Origin of the sequence: Hyphobacterium vulgare, from assembly GCF_042643335.1 — a bacterium.
Taxonomy (GTDB): Bacteria; Pseudomonadota; Alphaproteobacteria; order Caulobacterales; family Maricaulaceae; genus Hyphobacterium; species Hyphobacterium vulgare.
Map to the genome: position 1 here is coordinate 23,308 of NZ_JBHRSV010000028.1, position 15,197 is coordinate 38,504.

General features: G+C 65.7%; 14 protein-coding genes. 7 read left to right on the top strand and 7 right to left on the bottom strand.

Going from position 1 to position 15,197, the window contains the following annotated elements; genetic code table 11:
- Positions 1-64 precede the first annotated feature (64 nt).
- From ACFOOR_RS12485 to carA, 4 genes are read right to left on the bottom strand one after another with little or no spacing between them, the layout of a single operon-like run.
- Entirely contained in the window at positions 65-709 is a 645-nt protein-coding gene (locus tag ACFOOR_RS12485) for an HD domain-containing protein (protein ID WP_343162914.1), read from the bottom strand.
- Entirely contained in the window at positions 702-2,201 is a 1,500-nt protein-coding gene (locus ACFOOR_RS12490; protein WP_343162915.1) for a peptide ABC transporter substrate-binding protein, read from the bottom strand. The genes ACFOOR_RS12485 and ACFOOR_RS12490 overlap by 8 nt, the downstream gene beginning before the upstream one ends.
- A gap of 35 nt (positions 2,202-2,236) precedes the next feature.
- Complete coding sequence (locus ACFOOR_RS12495) at positions 2,237-3,862, bottom strand: phytanoyl-CoA dioxygenase family protein (protein ID WP_343162916.1); 1,626 nt, start codon at positions 3,860-3,862, stop codon at positions 2,237-2,239.
- Between the two features lies 1 nt (position 3,863).
- A complete protein-coding gene (gene carA / locus ACFOOR_RS12500; RefSeq protein WP_343162917.1) occupies positions 3,864-5,045 on the bottom strand; it encodes a glutamine-hydrolyzing carbamoyl-phosphate synthase small subunit in 1,182 nt (393 codons plus the stop codon).
- Positions 5,046-5,220: 175 nt separating this feature from the next.
- Here carA and ACFOOR_RS12505 point away from each other — a divergent pair, with 175 nt between their 5' ends.
- From ACFOOR_RS12505 to ACFOOR_RS12530, 6 genes are all read left to right on the top strand, one after another.
- Positions 5,221-5,688: a GatB/YqeY domain-containing protein gene (locus tag ACFOOR_RS12505; protein WP_343162918.1), complete on the top strand. Its 468-nt coding sequence runs from the start codon at positions 5,221-5,223 to the stop codon at positions 5,686-5,688.
- A gap of 39 nt (positions 5,689-5,727) precedes the next feature.
- Entirely contained in the window at positions 5,728-7,554 is a 1,827-nt protein-coding gene (gene dnaG, locus ACFOOR_RS12510; RefSeq protein ID WP_343162919.1) for a DNA primase, read from the top strand.
- Positions 7,555-7,620: 66 nt separating this feature from the next.
- Positions 7,621-9,714, top strand: coding sequence for an RNA polymerase sigma factor RpoD (rpoD, locus tag ACFOOR_RS12515; RefSeq protein ID WP_343162920.1), 2,094 nt, complete (start codon positions 7,621-7,623; stop codon positions 9,712-9,714).
- Positions 9,715-9,818: 104 nt separating this feature from the next.
- Complete coding sequence (locus ACFOOR_RS12520; protein WP_343162921.1) at positions 9,819-10,271, top strand: GNAT family N-acetyltransferase; 453 nt, start codon at positions 9,819-9,821, stop codon at positions 10,269-10,271.
- A gap of 87 nt (positions 10,272-10,358) precedes the next feature.
- Entirely contained in the window at positions 10,359-11,495 is a 1,137-nt protein-coding gene (locus ACFOOR_RS12525; RefSeq protein WP_343162922.1) for a serine hydrolase domain-containing protein, read from the top strand.
- Between the two features lie 33 nt (positions 11,496-11,528).
- Positions 11,529-11,951: a secondary thiamine-phosphate synthase enzyme YjbQ gene (locus ACFOOR_RS12530; RefSeq protein WP_343162923.1), complete on the top strand. Its 423-nt coding sequence runs from the start codon at positions 11,529-11,531 to the stop codon at positions 11,949-11,951.
- A 58-nt stretch (positions 11,952-12,009) separates the two neighbouring features.
- Here ACFOOR_RS12530 and ACFOOR_RS12535 read toward each other — a convergent pair whose 3' ends face one another.
- From ACFOOR_RS12535 to ACFOOR_RS12545, 3 genes are all read right to left on the bottom strand, one after another.
- Positions 12,010-13,128, bottom strand: a complete 1,119-nt coding sequence (locus ACFOOR_RS12535) for a hypothetical protein (RefSeq protein WP_343162924.1) — start codon at positions 13,126-13,128, stop codon at positions 12,010-12,012.
- A gap of 62 nt (positions 13,129-13,190) precedes the next feature.
- Complete coding sequence (locus tag ACFOOR_RS12540; RefSeq protein WP_343162925.1) at positions 13,191-13,607, bottom strand: hypothetical protein; 417 nt, start codon at positions 13,605-13,607, stop codon at positions 13,191-13,193.
- A gap of 22 nt (positions 13,608-13,629) precedes the next feature.
- Complete coding sequence (locus tag ACFOOR_RS12545; protein ID WP_343162926.1) at positions 13,630-14,070, bottom strand: hypothetical protein; 441 nt, start codon at positions 14,068-14,070, stop codon at positions 13,630-13,632.
- A gap of 181 nt (positions 14,071-14,251) precedes the next feature.
- Between ACFOOR_RS12545 and ACFOOR_RS12550 the strand changes: the two genes are divergently transcribed.
- Positions 14,252-15,133, top strand: a complete 882-nt coding sequence (locus ACFOOR_RS12550) for a hypothetical protein (protein WP_343162927.1) — start codon at positions 14,252-14,254, stop codon at positions 15,131-15,133.
- The last annotated feature ends 64 nt before the right edge of the window (positions 15,134-15,197 follow it).

Here is a 15,197-nt window from a genome sequence, read left to right on the forward strand (position 1 = left end):
CGATTGAACTGTCGTGCTAGGCGCCCGTACTAACCGTGAATCGCCGCCTTGGCGAGGGGTTATGTCAACGCGAGAGCCGGGCGATCTCTCGCGCAATATTCTCTCGCGCCTGAGCGCCGAATTCAGCTTCGTAGATGTCGGTGAGAAAGATGCGCTGACGCCCCATCACGCCGCCCAGGAATTCGACTCTACCCGCCTTGAAATACTCGTCCGGCACCCAACCGTACTCGGTTCTCACCTGTTCGGTATATCGGTCGTAGACGTCCGCTGGCGCACCGAGAATGGCGAAGTCCATGTCGAGGAAGAGATCGTCGTCGCCGTCACCTTCGGAAGTGTGAGCCTTGGTCATGCGGATCAGCTTCGCAACCTGGCCCGACAACTTGGTCGGCACATCCATTTTGGTGAGCATCTCGAGGGCGGTCTCGGCGCTGCGTTCTTCGTTATCACTGCGCTGCGTGTCGTAGATCCAGTCGTGGAACCAAGCGGCCAGTTCCAGCCGGTCACGATCGTCAATTCTGTCCGCGTGCCGGTCGATCTCCCCGAACAGGAAATCAAGATGCTTCAGGCCGTGATAGTGCCGGTCCGGCCCGGAATAGGCCTCCACCAAGGTTTCGCCGATGCGATCGCTCACCGATCGATCCGCGCCGAGCCGTTCAACGAGATTGCCCCACAGCCTGCGCAGTGCGGCCCGAAGTTCCGCATCAGGCATCGATCAGCTCCGCCCCGCCCCACAGCATGGGCTGGATCGTCTCGGGTAGGCCTTCGACCCGGTCGGAGATGAGCCAGAAGGCCCGCTCGTGGAAGAGCGGGATGACGACGGTGTGCTCGAGAATGATCGCCTCGGCCGCGCGATAGAGCGCATCTCGCTCCGTGTCGTCCACCGCCGCGCGCGCCTGCGCGATCAGGGCCGTGAATTCCGAAGAGGCCGGGTTGTCGATCGTGTACCAGCTCATGTTGTCGGCGAACTGGCCCGGCGCGAAGGGCTCCAGCATGAAGTTGGGTTCGGATTTCAGACCCCGGTCGAAATGCGCCAGCGCCAGATCGTAATCACCCGCATCGACGGCCTGGTAGAGTTCGGTCGCGGGCGTGGCGAGGATGTCGACCTCAATTCCCGCCCGGCGCAGATCGTCGGCGACGACCACGGCGATGCGTTCGCGTTCACCGCTGAGACAGCGCAGGAGAAGCGGTCCGCGCTCGCGCTGGACCGCGACCATCGCCAGCACCTCGGACACGAACTCCGACCCCGGAATGATCGTCTCCGTCGGCGTCGCCACGCCGGGCAGGAGGTTGTCCGCGATGAAGGCGCGGTCAATGGCCTCGGTACAGCGTTGCCGGGTCGCGGCGTCCACCCGGTCCACATTGCATTTGAGGTAGGTGAATTTCGGCGCGGTATAGCTGTGCAGCCGGTCGCCGATCTGCTCGCGCAGCAGTGCGATCTGGTTCGCCATCGGATTGTCGGCCAGGTCATAATCTCCGGCCCGGAAAAGACGCTGGCGGGTCGCCGCGTCTTCCACAGCCTCGATATGCACATTCTCGATCCGCGCCGGATTGCGCGCCAGCGGATTGCGCCGCAGCTGCAGCGACAGCGCACCGGCACCGGACACGACAAACGGTCCGCAACCGACGAAGTTTTCCGGCCGTGTCCAGCCCGAACCGTGTGCCTCGATGGCGTGGCGCGGGAAGGGATAGAATTCGCGCATCAGAAGCGGGAAGAAGCTGATCGGCGCACTCATCTCGAACTCGACCGTCAGCGGGTCGAGCGCGCGCACGCCCATGGCTTCGGGCGGAGCTTCCTGGCGCAGGACTTCCGGCGCATTCAACACCGAGTAGAAGTCGCCGATCTGCGCGAAGGTCGAAGCCGGATCGACGATCCGCCGCGCCGACCAGACCACGTCCTCGGCGTTCAGCAGCGTGCCGTCCGACCATGTGAGGCCGTCATGCAGGCGGAAGGTCCAGCGCGTGGCGTTGTCATTGGCCGACCAGTCGCGGGCGAGGCCGGGCACAACGCCCCCGTTGTGACCGTAGTCGGTCAGCGGCCCGTGGATCTGCTTGTAGACGAGGGCTGCGGTCGCGAACTGGCCGATCGCCGGGTCGAGCGAGTCCGGCATGCCGCCGATCGCGACGCGGAGGAGGTCACCTTCCGCCGCCGCCTGCCGCTGACCACAGGCGGACAATCCGGCGAGCGAGAGCCCGCCGAGCATCAGGGCGCGGCGATGAAGCGGAAACCGGGGAGGGCTCAGCCCAGCACCTCGCGCTCGGGATCAACCTCGCGCTTGCTCGGATCGGCGAAGTAGAGACCACCGGTATTCCAGCGCTCCACCGGACCATAGGCCGACATCGCGCCGAGCGCGGTGTAGTGCGTGATGATCGCCTTCCGGAGCGCGTTGGGATTCTTCGCCACCGTGCCCCGGTGCAGAAGCCGGGCATGCCAGATCAGCACGTCGCCCTTCTCGGCCAGGAAATCGACCTTTTCGAGATTTTCCTCGGCGATCTTGGATTCGAAGAAGGGTGTCAGCACCCGCTCCGAATGGATCGGCCAGGACCGCTGGGTGCGGACCTCTTCCGGCACGAAGTTGAGGATCTTGCTCTTCTTGATATGCGGCCACTGGTGCGAGCCGGGCACGAACTGGAACGGGCCGCTGTCGGCGGTGATCGTGTCGAGCGCGAACCAGCAGGCGACATAGCGCCCGCGTACCTCGTCGGGATTGAGATAGTCGTCCTGATGCCAATCGCGCTGCGTCGTCTTCCAGCCGGTGAGGTTGAGATTCATCACCATCGGCTCGCCGATCAGCCGCTCCAGCTTGTCCATCAGCGCGCCGTACAGGCAGAGATCGCGGATCTCCTTGATCTCCATATAGGGCGTCTCGTCGTCCCAGCCGCCGGGCGACTTCACCTTTTCGCGGACCCGGCAGTAGCGGTCGATCACATCCTCGGGGATGAAGTTCCGCAGGATCAGATAGCCGTTCTCGCGCCAGAAGCGCTGGTCCTCATTGAGCGTCGAGACGTCGACCGACTTGCGGTCGAGCGGCGGCAGCATGTTGTCGCTGTGCTCGTCCTCGGCGATGTCGGTCCAGCTGATCGCGGTCTTGAACGGGTTCTGCGCGAACAGGATCAGTTCCTGATCGTGGTCCGGGCCGCCGGCAAGCAGGATGCGCGACGCGCCGAACCCGGCTTTTCGGCAGGCCTCTTCCAGACTTTTCGGGGTAAAGAACCAGCGCCGCACATTGGCTCCGAGCGGCGGCCAGTCAACGCCCTCGGCCTTGCGGCCTTCCGCGTCAAAATTCGTCGTCGAGATCATCACCATGCCGCCGGGCTTCAGGCGCGCGCGGCAGGCCTTCAGGAAGGCCACCGGGTCGTCGGTGAAGGTGATCACGTCGAAGGCGGTGACCACTTCGAACTCGTTTTCCGGCGTTGCGCTGTCTTCGATCTTCTTGGGTTCGATCTCGACCTTCAGGTGTTTCTGACCCCAGGCCGCGATCTCGCGCCAGTTGTCGACACCCTGGGCGCGCCAGCCATTGGCCCGGGCGTGCATGCAGAAATAGCCGGGGCCGCAACCGACATCGAGCAGGGCCCGGCCCCACGGCCCGTCCTTGACGACCCACGGGGCGAGGTCGCGCGCGGCCTCGCTCATCCGCTCATACTTGAAGCGCAACCCCGACAGGTCGAGCGCCTGCCAGTCATCCATGTAGGCGTTGGCCGGCAGATCGGTGAATTCGAACGCCGTGCCGGGCTGACGTTCAGCCAGACCGCAGGCCTGGCATTGTTCGACGGTGATCGTCTGATTGATGGGAACGGTGACCGGTCCGTAGATCGTCTCGCGGCTGCCGCCGCAAACCGGGCACGTCTCCACCTGCGCGATCATCTCAGGCCGCTTCCTTCAGCGCGCTCACGAAAGTCTCGAAAACCGCGAAACTGTCCTGTGGGCCGGGGCTGGCTTCCGGGTGGTGTTGCACCGCCCAGACCGGGCGGTCCTTCAGCTTGAAGCCGCAATTCGTGCCGTCGAACAGCGAGACATGAGTCTGGACCGCGTCGGCGGGCAGCGTTGCCGCATCGACCGCGAAACCGTGATTCATCGACACGATTTCCACCTGTCCCGTCTCCAGATTCTTCACGGGATGGTTCGCCCCGTGATGTCCCTGGACCATTTTCAGCGTTTTTCCGCCGAGCGCCAAGGCCAGCATCTGGTGACCGAGGCAGATGCCGAGTGTCGGAACGCCCGCATCGATCACGCCGCGGATGGTTTCCAGCGAATACTGGCCCGTCGCGGCCGGGTCGCCCGGACCATTGGACACCAGCACACCGGCGGGCTGCAGCGCCAGCACGTCGGCCGCGCTCGCCGAGCCGGGCACAACATGCACCCGCGCACCGGCGGAGGCGAGGCGGCGGAGGATGTTGGCCTTCACCCCATAGTCGAGCACCACGACCAGCGGGCCGTCCTTCGGGCCCATGGCGAAACCGGTGGACCACGCCCAGTCGCCCTCGTCCCAGTCCGCCGCGCCGGTCGAGGACACGGCCCGGGCCAGTTCGCGGCCTTCCATCGTCGGAGCCGCAGCGGCCAGAGCTTTCAGCGCATCGAGATCGAATTGGCCTTCGGGGTCGTGCGCGATCACGCCCATCGGCATGCCCTCGTCGCGGATCCGGCGGGTCAGGGCGCGCGTGTCGATCCCGGTGACCGCGACGATGGCGCGATCGGCCAGCCAGTCGCCGAAACCCTGCTCGGCGCGCCAGTTCGCGGGCGGCGTGATCGGCGCGCGCGAAATCATGCCCACGGCGGCCTTTCGCCCCTGATCGCTCGAGGCTTCCTCGTCCTCGATATTCGCGCCGACATTGCCGATATGCGGAAAGGTGAAGCAGACGATCTGGCCGGCATAGGACGGGTCGGCCAGGATTTCCTGATGGCCCGTCATCGCCGTGTTGAAACAGACTTCGCCGATCGCGGAGCCGGTCTTGCCGGCGCCGAAGCCTTGCAGCACCGTACCATCGGCAAGAACGATCACCCCGGTCGGGCGACCTGCCGGGGCTTGATTTTCTCTGGGGGCCGTCATATCAGCGCGCTCCTTGGAATTCGGGCCGGGAGAGACTACATCACCGGTCCGAAATTTGCCGCGACGATAGGCAGGCAGACGGCAGGCGTCAAGAAATGCAACGCGCCGAATATCGCAGGAAAAACAAGATGTTGAACCGGCGATCTGCTTAACGTGCACACAGGTATCGAAACACATGTCCATTCGTGAACGAATCCAGTCCGAACTGACGGCCGCCATGAAGGCGAAGGACCCGGTGCGTCTGTCGACGCTCCGCCTGATTTCCGCTGCCATCAAGGACCGGGACATTGCCGCCCGTGCGGAGGACCGCTGCGGCGGCTGCGATCACACGGAGATGATGGCGATCCTGCAGAAGCTCGCCAAGCAGCGCGACGAAAGCGCTGACACCTATGAGAAGGCCGGCCGTCTCGATCTCGCCGAACGCGAACGTACCGAGGCCGAGATCGTGCGCGAATTCCTGCCCCGGCCGATGGATGAACGAGAAATCGACCAGGCTGCCCGCGGCGTGGTCGACGAACTGAACGCGTCCGGCCTGAAGGATATGGGCAAGTGCATGGGCGCCCTGAAAGAGCGCTATGCCGGCCGCATGGACTTCGCCAAGGCCGGAGCCAAGGTGAAATCCCTGCTGCAGGACGTCGCCTGACCGATGGCGCCCAGCCGCGCCGCGGTCTAGTCTGTCCGCATGCGCCTCACCGACGACTTCAAGGATGAAATTCGCGCGCGTATCCGCCTGTCCGACCTGATCGGGCGGACGGTGCCGCTGAAGCGCCAGGGCCGCGAGTTCGCCGGCCTGTCCCCGTTCAAGAAGGAGCGGACGCCGTCCTTCTTCGTCAATGACGAGAAGCGATTCTACCACTGCTTCGCCTCCGGCGAGCATGGCGATGCCTTCGACTGGCTGATGAAGATGGAAGGCCTCGACTTCATGGAAGCGGCCGAGCGGCTGGCCGGCGAGGCGGGCATGTCGCTGCCCGCACCGGACCCGCTGGCGGCGCAGAAGGCCGAAGAACGCAAATCCCTCATCGAGTGGATGGAGGTCGCGCAGCGCTTCTTCGAGACCGCGCTCCGTTCCCGGGCCGGCACCCATGCGCGCCGCTATCTCGAAGGCCGCGGTCTTGGTCCCGACGACTGGAAGCGGTTCGGCATCGGTTATGCTCCGGAAAGCCGCACCGCGCTGAAGGACGAGCTGATCCAGGCCGGAGCCCACGCCCGCGACCTGATCGAGTGCGGCCTGTTGATCAATCCCGAGGATTCCACCCCCGCCTATGACCGCTTCCGCGACCGGGTGATGTTCCCGATCCGCGACCCGCGCGGCCGGCTGGTCGCGTTCGGTGGCCGTGCGCTCAACAAGCAGGCCCGGGCCAAGTATCTGAACTCCCCGGAAACGCCGATCTTCCACAAGGGCTCGACCCTCTATCGCTATCCCGAGGCCCGGCGCGCAGCCTCGGACCCCACCTCGGGCGCGAAAGGGCTGATCGTGGCGGAAGGCTATCTCGACGCGATCGCGTTCGCGCGCGCCGGAATCGAATACGCCGTGGCGCCGTTGGGCACTGCGTTGACCGAGGATCAGCTGACCCTGCTGTGGCGGGCCGGCGGTGAACCGGTGCTCTGCTTCGATGGCGACAGCGCCGGACGCCGTGCCGCCGCCAGCGCCGCCGACCGCGCCCTGCCGATGATCGAGCCGGGCCGCACGCTGCGCTTCGTCTTCCTGCCGGACGGCAAGGACCCGGACGACATGTTGCGCGAGGAGGGGGCGTCGGCGCTGCGCGCCACCCTCACCCAGACCCGCTCGCTGGCCCAGCTGCTCTGGGACCGCGAGGCCGAACTCGAGCCGCTCGACGATCCCGACCGCCGCGCCGCCTTCCGCCGCCGGATCCGCGCCCTGCTGCAGAAAATCGCCAACCCGGATGTGCGCGAGGAATACCGGGCCGAATTCGACAACCGGATGCAGGCGCTGTTCGGCAGCCAGCGGCGGTCATCGCCGCGCGGGGAGTGGCGCCGCGGCGGCCCGGTGCCAGGCCCGACAGGCGAGTTGAAGCGAAAGATATCCGGCGACGGCACGACGGCGACGCTGCGTCACCTCCTGCTCGCGGCCATTGAATACCCGGAAATCGTCGAACATCACGCCGAGACGCTGGCCGCGCTCGACTGCGGTTCGCTTGACTCCTTGCGCAACGCCGTTCTAGACGCCTGCGCTTCCGGAAAACTGTCCGGCGACGGCGGTTTGCGGGCGGCACTGGAGGCGGAAGGGTTCTCGGACATCTTGCGGCGGCTGGAGAGCGACCGGATTCCCATGCGCGCGGCGCTTGGCGGGTCCGAGGCGCCACTGGCACAGCGCGAGACCGCTTGGAATAGGCTGGCGGCTTCCTATATGGATCGGCTGGACAAGAGTACCAAGCGCGCGGAAATCCGAAATCGCCTGGACGAGGAAATCGGCCGGGGCGATTCGGACAATTTGCGCCGACTCGTGGAAGCCTTCCGGCGGACGGGAGAAGGCGACGGGCCGGTATGAAAACGGGCGGGGGCCGGTTAGCGGCATCACATCTGGCGAATACGCCAAGTGGGATTTGAAGGGCGAATGAGCAAAACCACCGAAGAGGCCACCACGCAGGAGCCGCAGGACGGCCCGATCCTCGATCTCACCGATCAGGGCGTGAAGACTCTCATCAAGACCGCCAAGAAGCGTGGCTATGTCACGCATGACGAACTCGTTCAGGTCCTGCCGGAGGATGAATTCACCTCCGAGCAGATCGAGGACGTGCTCGCCCAGCTGTCCGAGCTCGGCGTGAACGTCATCGAGGCCGAGGAGCAGGACGAGGACGGCGAGCCGAAGGAAGACGCGCCGGCCGGCAAGGCCAAGACGCGCGCGGCGTCCGCCTCCGACGACGATGACGAGGAGGAAGAGGAAGACGACGAGGAGGGCGGTTCCCGCACCCGCGCCGTTTCCGGAAAGGCCTCCACCGCCGTCGCCGGTCAGAACACGCCGGCCTCCGCCGACCGCACCGATGACCCGGTGCGCATGTATCTGCGCGAGATGGGCTCGGTCGAACTGCTGTCGCGCGAAGGCGAAATCGCCATCGCGAAGCGCATCGAGGCCGGCCGCAACGCGATGATCCGCGGCCTGTGCGAAAGCCCGCTGACCTTCGAAGCCATCATGGTGTGGCGCGACGAGCTGGCCGAAGGCCAGGTCCTGCTGCGCGACATCATCGACCTCGAAGCCACCTATGGCGGCAAGAACCCGCAGCCGGACTATTCCGAAGGCGGCCGCCCGGACCAGCAGCCCGGTGCCCAGAACAAGAAGCCGGGGCAGCGCGCTGCGTCGTCGGACGACGATGAGGACGGTGAGGACACCGAAACCGACGAAGCCAAGTCCGACGACGACGAGGATGACGACGAGGAGGGCCAGAACCTCTCCCTGTCGGCGATGGAAGCCGAGCTGCGCGACGGGGTCATGGAAATCCTCGACGCGGTCGCCCGCGATTTTGCGGCCTTCCGCAAGCTGCAGGACCGGCTCGTCGAGGCCCGCGTCTCCGGCAAGGATCTGTCGAAGAAGGACCGCGAGAAGTACGAGGAGCTGCAGTCCGGCATCGTCAACGAGCTGAATTCGCTGCACCTCAACAATGCCCGAATCGAGGCGCTGGTCGACCAGCTTTACGCGATCAATCGCGAACTGATGGCGCTGGAAGGCAAGCTGCTGCGCATGGCCGACGCCCACGGCGTGCCGCGCACCGGCTTCATGCAGGCTTATTTCGGAAACGAAACAAACCCGGACTGGATCTCCGCCCAGAAGGGCACGACCAAGGCCTGGGACCGCTTCATCGAGCGCGAAGCCAGCGACGCCGAGGCGATCCGCATGCAGATCGCCGACTTGGCGCAGCGCTCCGGCGTGCCGGTCGACGATTTCCGCCGCATTGTGAAGACCGTCCAGAAGGGCGAGCGCGAGGCGCGCATCGCCAAGAAGGAAATGGTCGAGGCCAATCTCCGCCTCGTTATTTCGATTGCGAAGAAATACACCAATCGCGGCCTGCAATTCCTCGACCTGATCCAGGAAGGCAATATCGGCCTGATGAAGGCGGTCGATAAGTTCGAGTACCGCCGCGGCTACAAATTCTCGACCTATGCGACCTGGTGGATCCGCCAGGCCATCACCCGCTCGATCGCCGACCAGGCGCGGACCATCCGTATCCCGGTTCACATGATCGAGACGATCAACAAGATCGTGCGCACCTCCCGCCAGGTCCTTCACGAGATCGGCCGCGAGCCGACCCCGGAGGAGCTCGCCGAGAAGCTCGGCATGCCGCTGGAGAAGGTCCGCAAGGTGATGAAGATCGCCAAGGAACCGATCTCGCTCGAAACCCCGATCGGTGACGAGGAAGACAGCCATCTCGGCGACTTCATCGAGGACAAGAATGCCGTCCTGCCGATCGACGCGGCCATTCACGCCAATCTGCGCGAAACAACGACCCGCGTCCTCGCCTCGCTCACCCCGCGTGAGGAACGCGTGCTGCGCATGCGCTTCGGCATCGGCATGAACACCGACCACACGCTCGAAGAGGTCGGCCAGCAATTCTCGGTGACCCGCGAACGCATCCGCCAGATCGAGGCCAAGGCCCTGCGCAAGCTGAAGCACCCGAGCCGGAGCCGGAAGCTGCGGAGCTTCCTGGATAACTGACGACCGCCCGGCGGTCGTCATCCCCGGACTTGATCCGGGATCCGGTCTATAATTCGGCCCATCGGCAAGCCCGGTGGGCCGATTTGCTTTAGGGGAGAATCTCCATGACCGACCTGACCATCCGCGCCGCGCGTTCGAAGGATGCCGCGGCCATTGCCCGGCTGTCGAAAGAGCTCAACGAGGTCGTCAATGATTCTACCGAGCACTGCACGCCGGAGAACATCAAGGCGACGCTCTTCTACCACGACACCAGCTTCCACGTGCTCGTCGCCGAGAAAGCCAACGGCGAAGTCATCGGCTATGCCGTCTGGCACGCCTTCTATGATAGCGGCCATGGCGGTGCCGGGGCCTGGCTGGCGGAGGTTTGCGTCGGCCGGCACGGCCGCGGCGCGGGCGCGGGCCGCGCCCTGTTCGAAGCCGTCGTGGAGGACGTGAAGGACAGCCCCGCCACCTTCATGATGTGGACCAGTTCCGAAACCGACGCCGCCGAAGGCCTCTATGAAAGCTCGGGTGGCTATTCCAAGGGCGTGAAGCGCTGGGAACTGAATGGTCTTTGACAGATCGAGGGTGGCCGCCCGTCTCCCGTCTCCCCATTCTCGTCACACTCCCCCGCAGGACTGCCGCCGGCAATCGAGGGGAATTCCATGCTGCGATCCATCGCCGCCGCCTGCGCGCTCGCCGTCCTGCCCGGCCCGGCGGGCCTTTGCGCCGCGCAGGACAATCCTGATCTGGACCGGCCTGTTCTGGACGGGGTGGATACGGTCGTCCGCGAGGCGATGGAGGCCGGGCATTTCCCCGGCGCGGCCGTGGGGGTGACGCGCCACGGGGAGGCCGTCCATGTAGGCAGCTACGGCCTGGCGAGCATCGAGCATGACGCGCCCGTGCGGCGCGACACCGTGTTCGAACTGGCCTCGCTGACCAAGCACATGACAGCGCTCCTGATCATGGAGTTGGCCGAGGAGGGCGCGCTCTCGACGGATGACCGCGTGACCGAATATCTCGATCGCGCTCGGCCGGAATGGGAGTCGATCACGATCGACGATCTCCTCGCCCATATGGGCGGGCTGGCCCACCGGTTCGAACCGCGCCCGTACGACGAGTTTCTGCTGGAATATTCGACCGATCTCATGCTCGACGGAGCGCTGGACACGGAGATGCAGGCCGAGCCGGGTGAGGACTGGATCTATTCCGACCAGGGCTATTTCCTGCTCGGCTTGGTCATCGAGAACGTCACTGGCCGGCCTTTCGACGCGGTGCTTGAGGAGCGCTGGTTCGGCCCCCTGGGCATGAATGTGACGGGCAGGCTCGACCAGCACGCCATTATCCCCCGCCGCGCCGAAGGCTATGCCTGGAAAGACGGTGAAATCGTCCGCAATCGCCGCGTTTGGCAGTTCGGCCAGATGGCGCATTTCGGCGTCGTCTCCAGCCTGGACGACATGCTCGCCTGGGAGGCGGAACTGGCCGCGCCGTCCGTGACGAGCCCGCAAGCCTTTCTCGACACGACGGACATCCGCCGCGCCTTCGACGCCGGGGAGAGTTGCGAGGCCTGGGGCTACGCCGCCGGCTGGATGACGTTTGAATTCGGCGGCCGGCAAATCGTCGCCCACGGCGGTTATTCCGGCACGGCCTATCTGCGCGATCTGACGACCGGCCTGTCGGTTGTCGTACTGACCAATCGCGAGGACGCGGAGGGCGCGCTCTCGCCGGTCGATATCGCCTGGGCGGTGGCCAACGCCGCCGACCCGGCCCTGCCGGAGACCGGACCGCGCTGCTGGGAATAGGCGGCGGACGCGAAGGCGTGCTATCCGGACGCCATGCCCCAAACCGCCATCACCGTCGAGACCACCGGCCCCGGCCTTTACGATTTCACCCGCGCGGCGGAGGCCTTCGTCAGCGAGGCGGGCGCGGGCGAGGGGCTGCTGACCGTTTTCGTGCGCCATACCTCTTGCTCGCTGGTGATCCAGGAAAATGCCGATCCGGACGTGCGCCGCGATCTCGATGACTTCTTCCGCCGCCTCGTTCCCCGGGGCGACGACCCCTCCATGCGCTGGCTGCGCCACACCACAGAGGGTCCCGACGACATGCCCGCCCATATCAGGGCGGCGCTGACCCAGACCTCGATCGGCATTCCGGTTAGCGGAGGGCGGCTGGCGCTGGGCACTTGGCAGGGCCTCTATCTCTTCGAACACCGCGACCGTCCGCACGCGCGGCAGGTAGTCCTGCATCTTTCCGCATGAGAAAGGGCGCGGCAGGTCTCCCCGCCGCGCCCTCGCCAGGCCCTCGCACTTGCTAGGATCAGTAGCGTTCGCAGCCCTCGACCTCGTCGGCCGCGACGTTGATGGCGCGTTCGCGCAGCGAATTGCCGTCGCCATTACCCTGCGCGCGGATCAGCATGCCGAGCGCGGCACGGCCCAGCCGCTGACCGGCCGGCTGCTCTTCCCGCACGCGGCAGGGCAGCTCTTCTTCGTCCTGGTTGTTCTGCACCGCCGGGAGGAGGAGCGCCGCCGCCATGCCGGCCGCATCGAACCCGCCTGCTCCGCCTTGCGGAGCATCCTCGTAGCCGTCGCCATTGACATCGCCGGAGGCGACATTCACGCCGCCGCGATATTCTGCACGCGCCGGTGTGACGGCTCGGGCGGGAGGACGCGTATCGGCACCATTGGCACGGGTGACGCCGCGCGACCGCGGCGGTTGTTGCGCCGCGACCGTTCCGGCGCCGCCATACTGGGTGACCACGTCCTGGATGTCGGGATCGCCGTGATAGAAGACATGCACCGGCACTTCGACCGCGCGCAGGCCCGCATATTCGCCCGAGACGTTCTGGCTGTCATAGCTGCACCAGCCGACGAGATTGAGCGTCACCGTGGTGACGAAGACGTCGTCGATGCGCAGGAAGTCGGCCTCGCTGCCAGCATTCTGGGCAACGAAATGCTCGAGACGTCCCTCGACGAATTCCACCGGGTTGAAACCGGCAAGGTTCACGCCGCCATTCCAGCTGTCGGGCAAATTCATCGTCGAATTGATCGCGACATTCTCCAGCGTATGCGTGCCGGAGAAGCTCTGCACCGGCGACGGGCTCCAAGGCCCGATCGCCAGCAGGTCGGCGCCGTTATGGGCCGCCACAACATGGGCATCGCCGTAGACCACACGGGCGCGCAGGGCGGCGGTATCGGCAGTATTGTACGACTTGCACCAGACCTGGCCATTCACCTGGATGACCGGGTCGGCGGAGACCATACGCAGATTGCGCTGCGCCGGGTCGGTCGAGGCGGACATGTTCCGCACCGAGATGTTCACCGCCGGAATGTTGCTGGTGATGATGATGTCGTGGACCGGGAAGGACAGGTCCGTCTGATCGGCCAGGGCCGGGGTCGAGGCGAGCGCCATCGCGCCCGCGAGAAGCAGGGTTTTCATGTTCGGAACTCCAGTTTGATGTGCGGCCGGCGCGTTCAGTGCGGCCGGCCGCGGTTTCAGGGTCAGAAGGAACTGTTGCCGACGAAGACGGCTTCGCCGCACTGGCCGGACTCGAAGGCCGAGTAACTCGTGAAGTCGATCTCCGCACAGGCCGCATGGTTCACCAGGCGGTACCGGACCGTGGCGGCCCGCTGACTGGCCGCCATGTCGAGCAGCATCGCGGCGACGGCGATCCGGCTCGACGGTTCATTGCCGCCGTCGAACACCATGGCGACATCGTCGCAGGCGAACACCACACCGCTCTCCGCGATCCACACGCGGAAAATCTCGCAGGTGTCGGTCTGATAGGGTGCATTCGGCGCGTAGCCATTCTGCACTGTCGCGGGCTGGGTGCGTTGCACCCGCTGCTGGGCTTCGGCCGCTGCGGCGAAGGCGAGCATCGCGGTCGCGGCGGTAGCCGCAATCTTCAGCGTTTTCATGGGATTCTCCCGTCTCGGCCGTTTAGTGGCGGTTGCCGGGCGCGGCGCGGCCCGGGCGGGCGGTCCCGGGGCGGGTGCCGCGCGGATTCGCGGGGGCGGCATTTTCGGTCGTCTCGCCCTCGATGTCTTCGACTTCGAGGAGGACCGGCGTACGCGGCTGCGGGCGATTGCCTTGTGCCTGGACATTCTGGACCGCCGGCAGAAGCAGACCCGCCTGCGGCGCGTCATCGCTTGCGCGAATATCCTCCACGACGACTGCGCCGCGACGGCGGGATTGAGCGGTGGTGGCCTGCGCATCGGTCGCGCGATTGTCGATCTCGTCCGGTTCGACGCCGGCCTGAGTTTGTGTCGTGATCCGCTCATAGTTGAGCGAGATGGTTTCGGTCGACTGGCCGAGCGACGGGGTGGACACGAGCAGAGCCAGGGCTCCGGCAGTCAGGAAGAGAGGGGTAAGCATTTTCATTTCGATCTCCTTGTTGATGGACCGCGCTGTCCCTCAACAAGACGCGGCGTTGACGCGGCGCCTTTTGTCCGAGTGCATCCGTCTCGTGCAGGTGCAGCAACGCACACCGGCGTGCATGCGCAGTTGCACCTCGCCATGCAACTTGGTTGCATCCGGTTGCACGGCGTGAGAATAGAGGGGCATGCGACCGGACGGATTTTCGGAAAAACTTCGACTTGTGCTGAAGACCCTGGTCCTCAGCCGAACCGGGCTGGCGTCCGCGCTCAATGTCGACAAGTCGCTGGTGGGACGTTGGGCGGCCGGAACCGTGATCCCGTCCGAGCACAATCTCGCCCTGCTCACCCGTTTCATCGCGGAGCGGATCGACGGCTTCACGATGCTGGACTGGGACAAGGATCTACCCGGGTTTCGCGCCGCGCTGGGTGTGGCCGCGGCCGCGTCGCCCGCTTCCGCGGCTCAGACGCAATGGATCCCCGCCGCCCTGCTCGAAGAGGCGATGCGCGGCGGTCTGCGCCGCGGGACGAGCTATGAGGGCTTCTGGCGCACGACGCGATTCTCCAACGATCTGCCCGGGCGCTGCCTTCGCGACATCACGATGATCCGCTGCGACGACAGCGGCATCATCCATTTCCGTGCGGGTGTGGAGCGCGTGCGCTTCGAGGGCTGGGCCCTGCTTTTGCAGCACCAGCTGTTCTCGGTCGGGTGGGAGCTGACCGGAGGCTCGATGATCTTCGGCCTCTACAATGGCGTGGCCCGGAACCGTGCCGAGATTCTCGACGGGATCAGCATCGGAACGCTGCAGGACGCCGGCGGATCGCCGACCGCGTCGGCCTGCGTGCTGGAACGTATCGGCGAACTGACCGGAAATGCGGACACCGACCTGGTGCGGTTCGAGGCCGAGGTCGATGCGCTCGAACCGGTCGCGCCGGACGGCGAGGTCCCGGAAGCGGTGCGCAATCACCTTGCGCGCACCACCTCCCCCGAAGTGCCCGGCCTGCTCCGCATGCTGTTTTCCACGTCGATGGCGCGCGGCCCGCTCGCGGAAGGAAACGGCACGGGCTGAAAGGCCCGCTTTCCGGCACTGTCACAAGCAGCCCGGCGCGCTAGACTGGGCCTTGACCGATTCC

Coding starts and splice junctions, on each gene's coding strand:
- ACFOOR_RS12485 (WP_343162914.1), bottom strand. CDS start 709: ATGCCTGATGCGGAACTTCGGGCCGCACTGCGCAGGCTGTGGGGCAAT.
- ACFOOR_RS12530 (WP_343162923.1), top strand. CDS start 11,529: ATGCCCCAAACCGCCATCACCGTCGAGACCACCGGCCCCGGCCTTTAC.
- ACFOOR_RS12545 (WP_343162926.1), bottom strand. CDS start 14,070: ATGAAAATGCTTACCCCTCTCTTCCTGACTGCCGGAGCCCTGGCTCTG.
- dnaG (WP_343162919.1), top strand. CDS start 5,728: ATGCGCCTCACCGACGACTTCAAGGATGAAATTCGCGCGCGTATCCGC.
- carA (WP_343162917.1), bottom strand. CDS start 5,045: ATGACGGCCCCCAGAGAAAATCAAGCCCCGGCAGGTCGCCCGACCGGG.
- ACFOOR_RS12505 (WP_343162918.1), top strand. CDS start 5,221: ATGTCCATTCGTGAACGAATCCAGTCCGAACTGACGGCCGCCATGAAG.
- ACFOOR_RS12525 (WP_343162922.1), top strand. CDS start 10,359: ATGCTGCGATCCATCGCCGCCGCCTGCGCGCTCGCCGTCCTGCCCGGC.
- ACFOOR_RS12535 (WP_343162924.1), bottom strand. CDS start 13,128: ATGAAAACCCTGCTTCTCGCGGGCGCGATGGCGCTCGCCTCGACCCCG.
- rpoD (WP_343162920.1), top strand. CDS start 7,621: ATGAGCAAAACCACCGAAGAGGCCACCACGCAGGAGCCGCAGGACGGC.
- ACFOOR_RS12490 (WP_343162915.1), bottom strand. CDS start 2,201: ATGCTCGGCGGGCTCTCGCTCGCCGGATTGTCCGCCTGTGGTCAGCGG.
- ACFOOR_RS12550 (WP_343162927.1), top strand. CDS start 14,252: ATGCGACCGGACGGATTTTCGGAAAAACTTCGACTTGTGCTGAAGACC.
- ACFOOR_RS12520 (WP_343162921.1), top strand. CDS start 9,819: ATGACCGACCTGACCATCCGCGCCGCGCGTTCGAAGGATGCCGCGGCC.
- ACFOOR_RS12540 (WP_343162925.1), bottom strand. CDS start 13,607: ATGAAAACGCTGAAGATTGCGGCTACCGCCGCGACCGCGATGCTCGCC.
- ACFOOR_RS12495 (WP_343162916.1), bottom strand. CDS start 3,862: ATGATCGCGCAGGTGGAGACGTGCCCGGTTTGCGGCGGCAGCCGCGAG.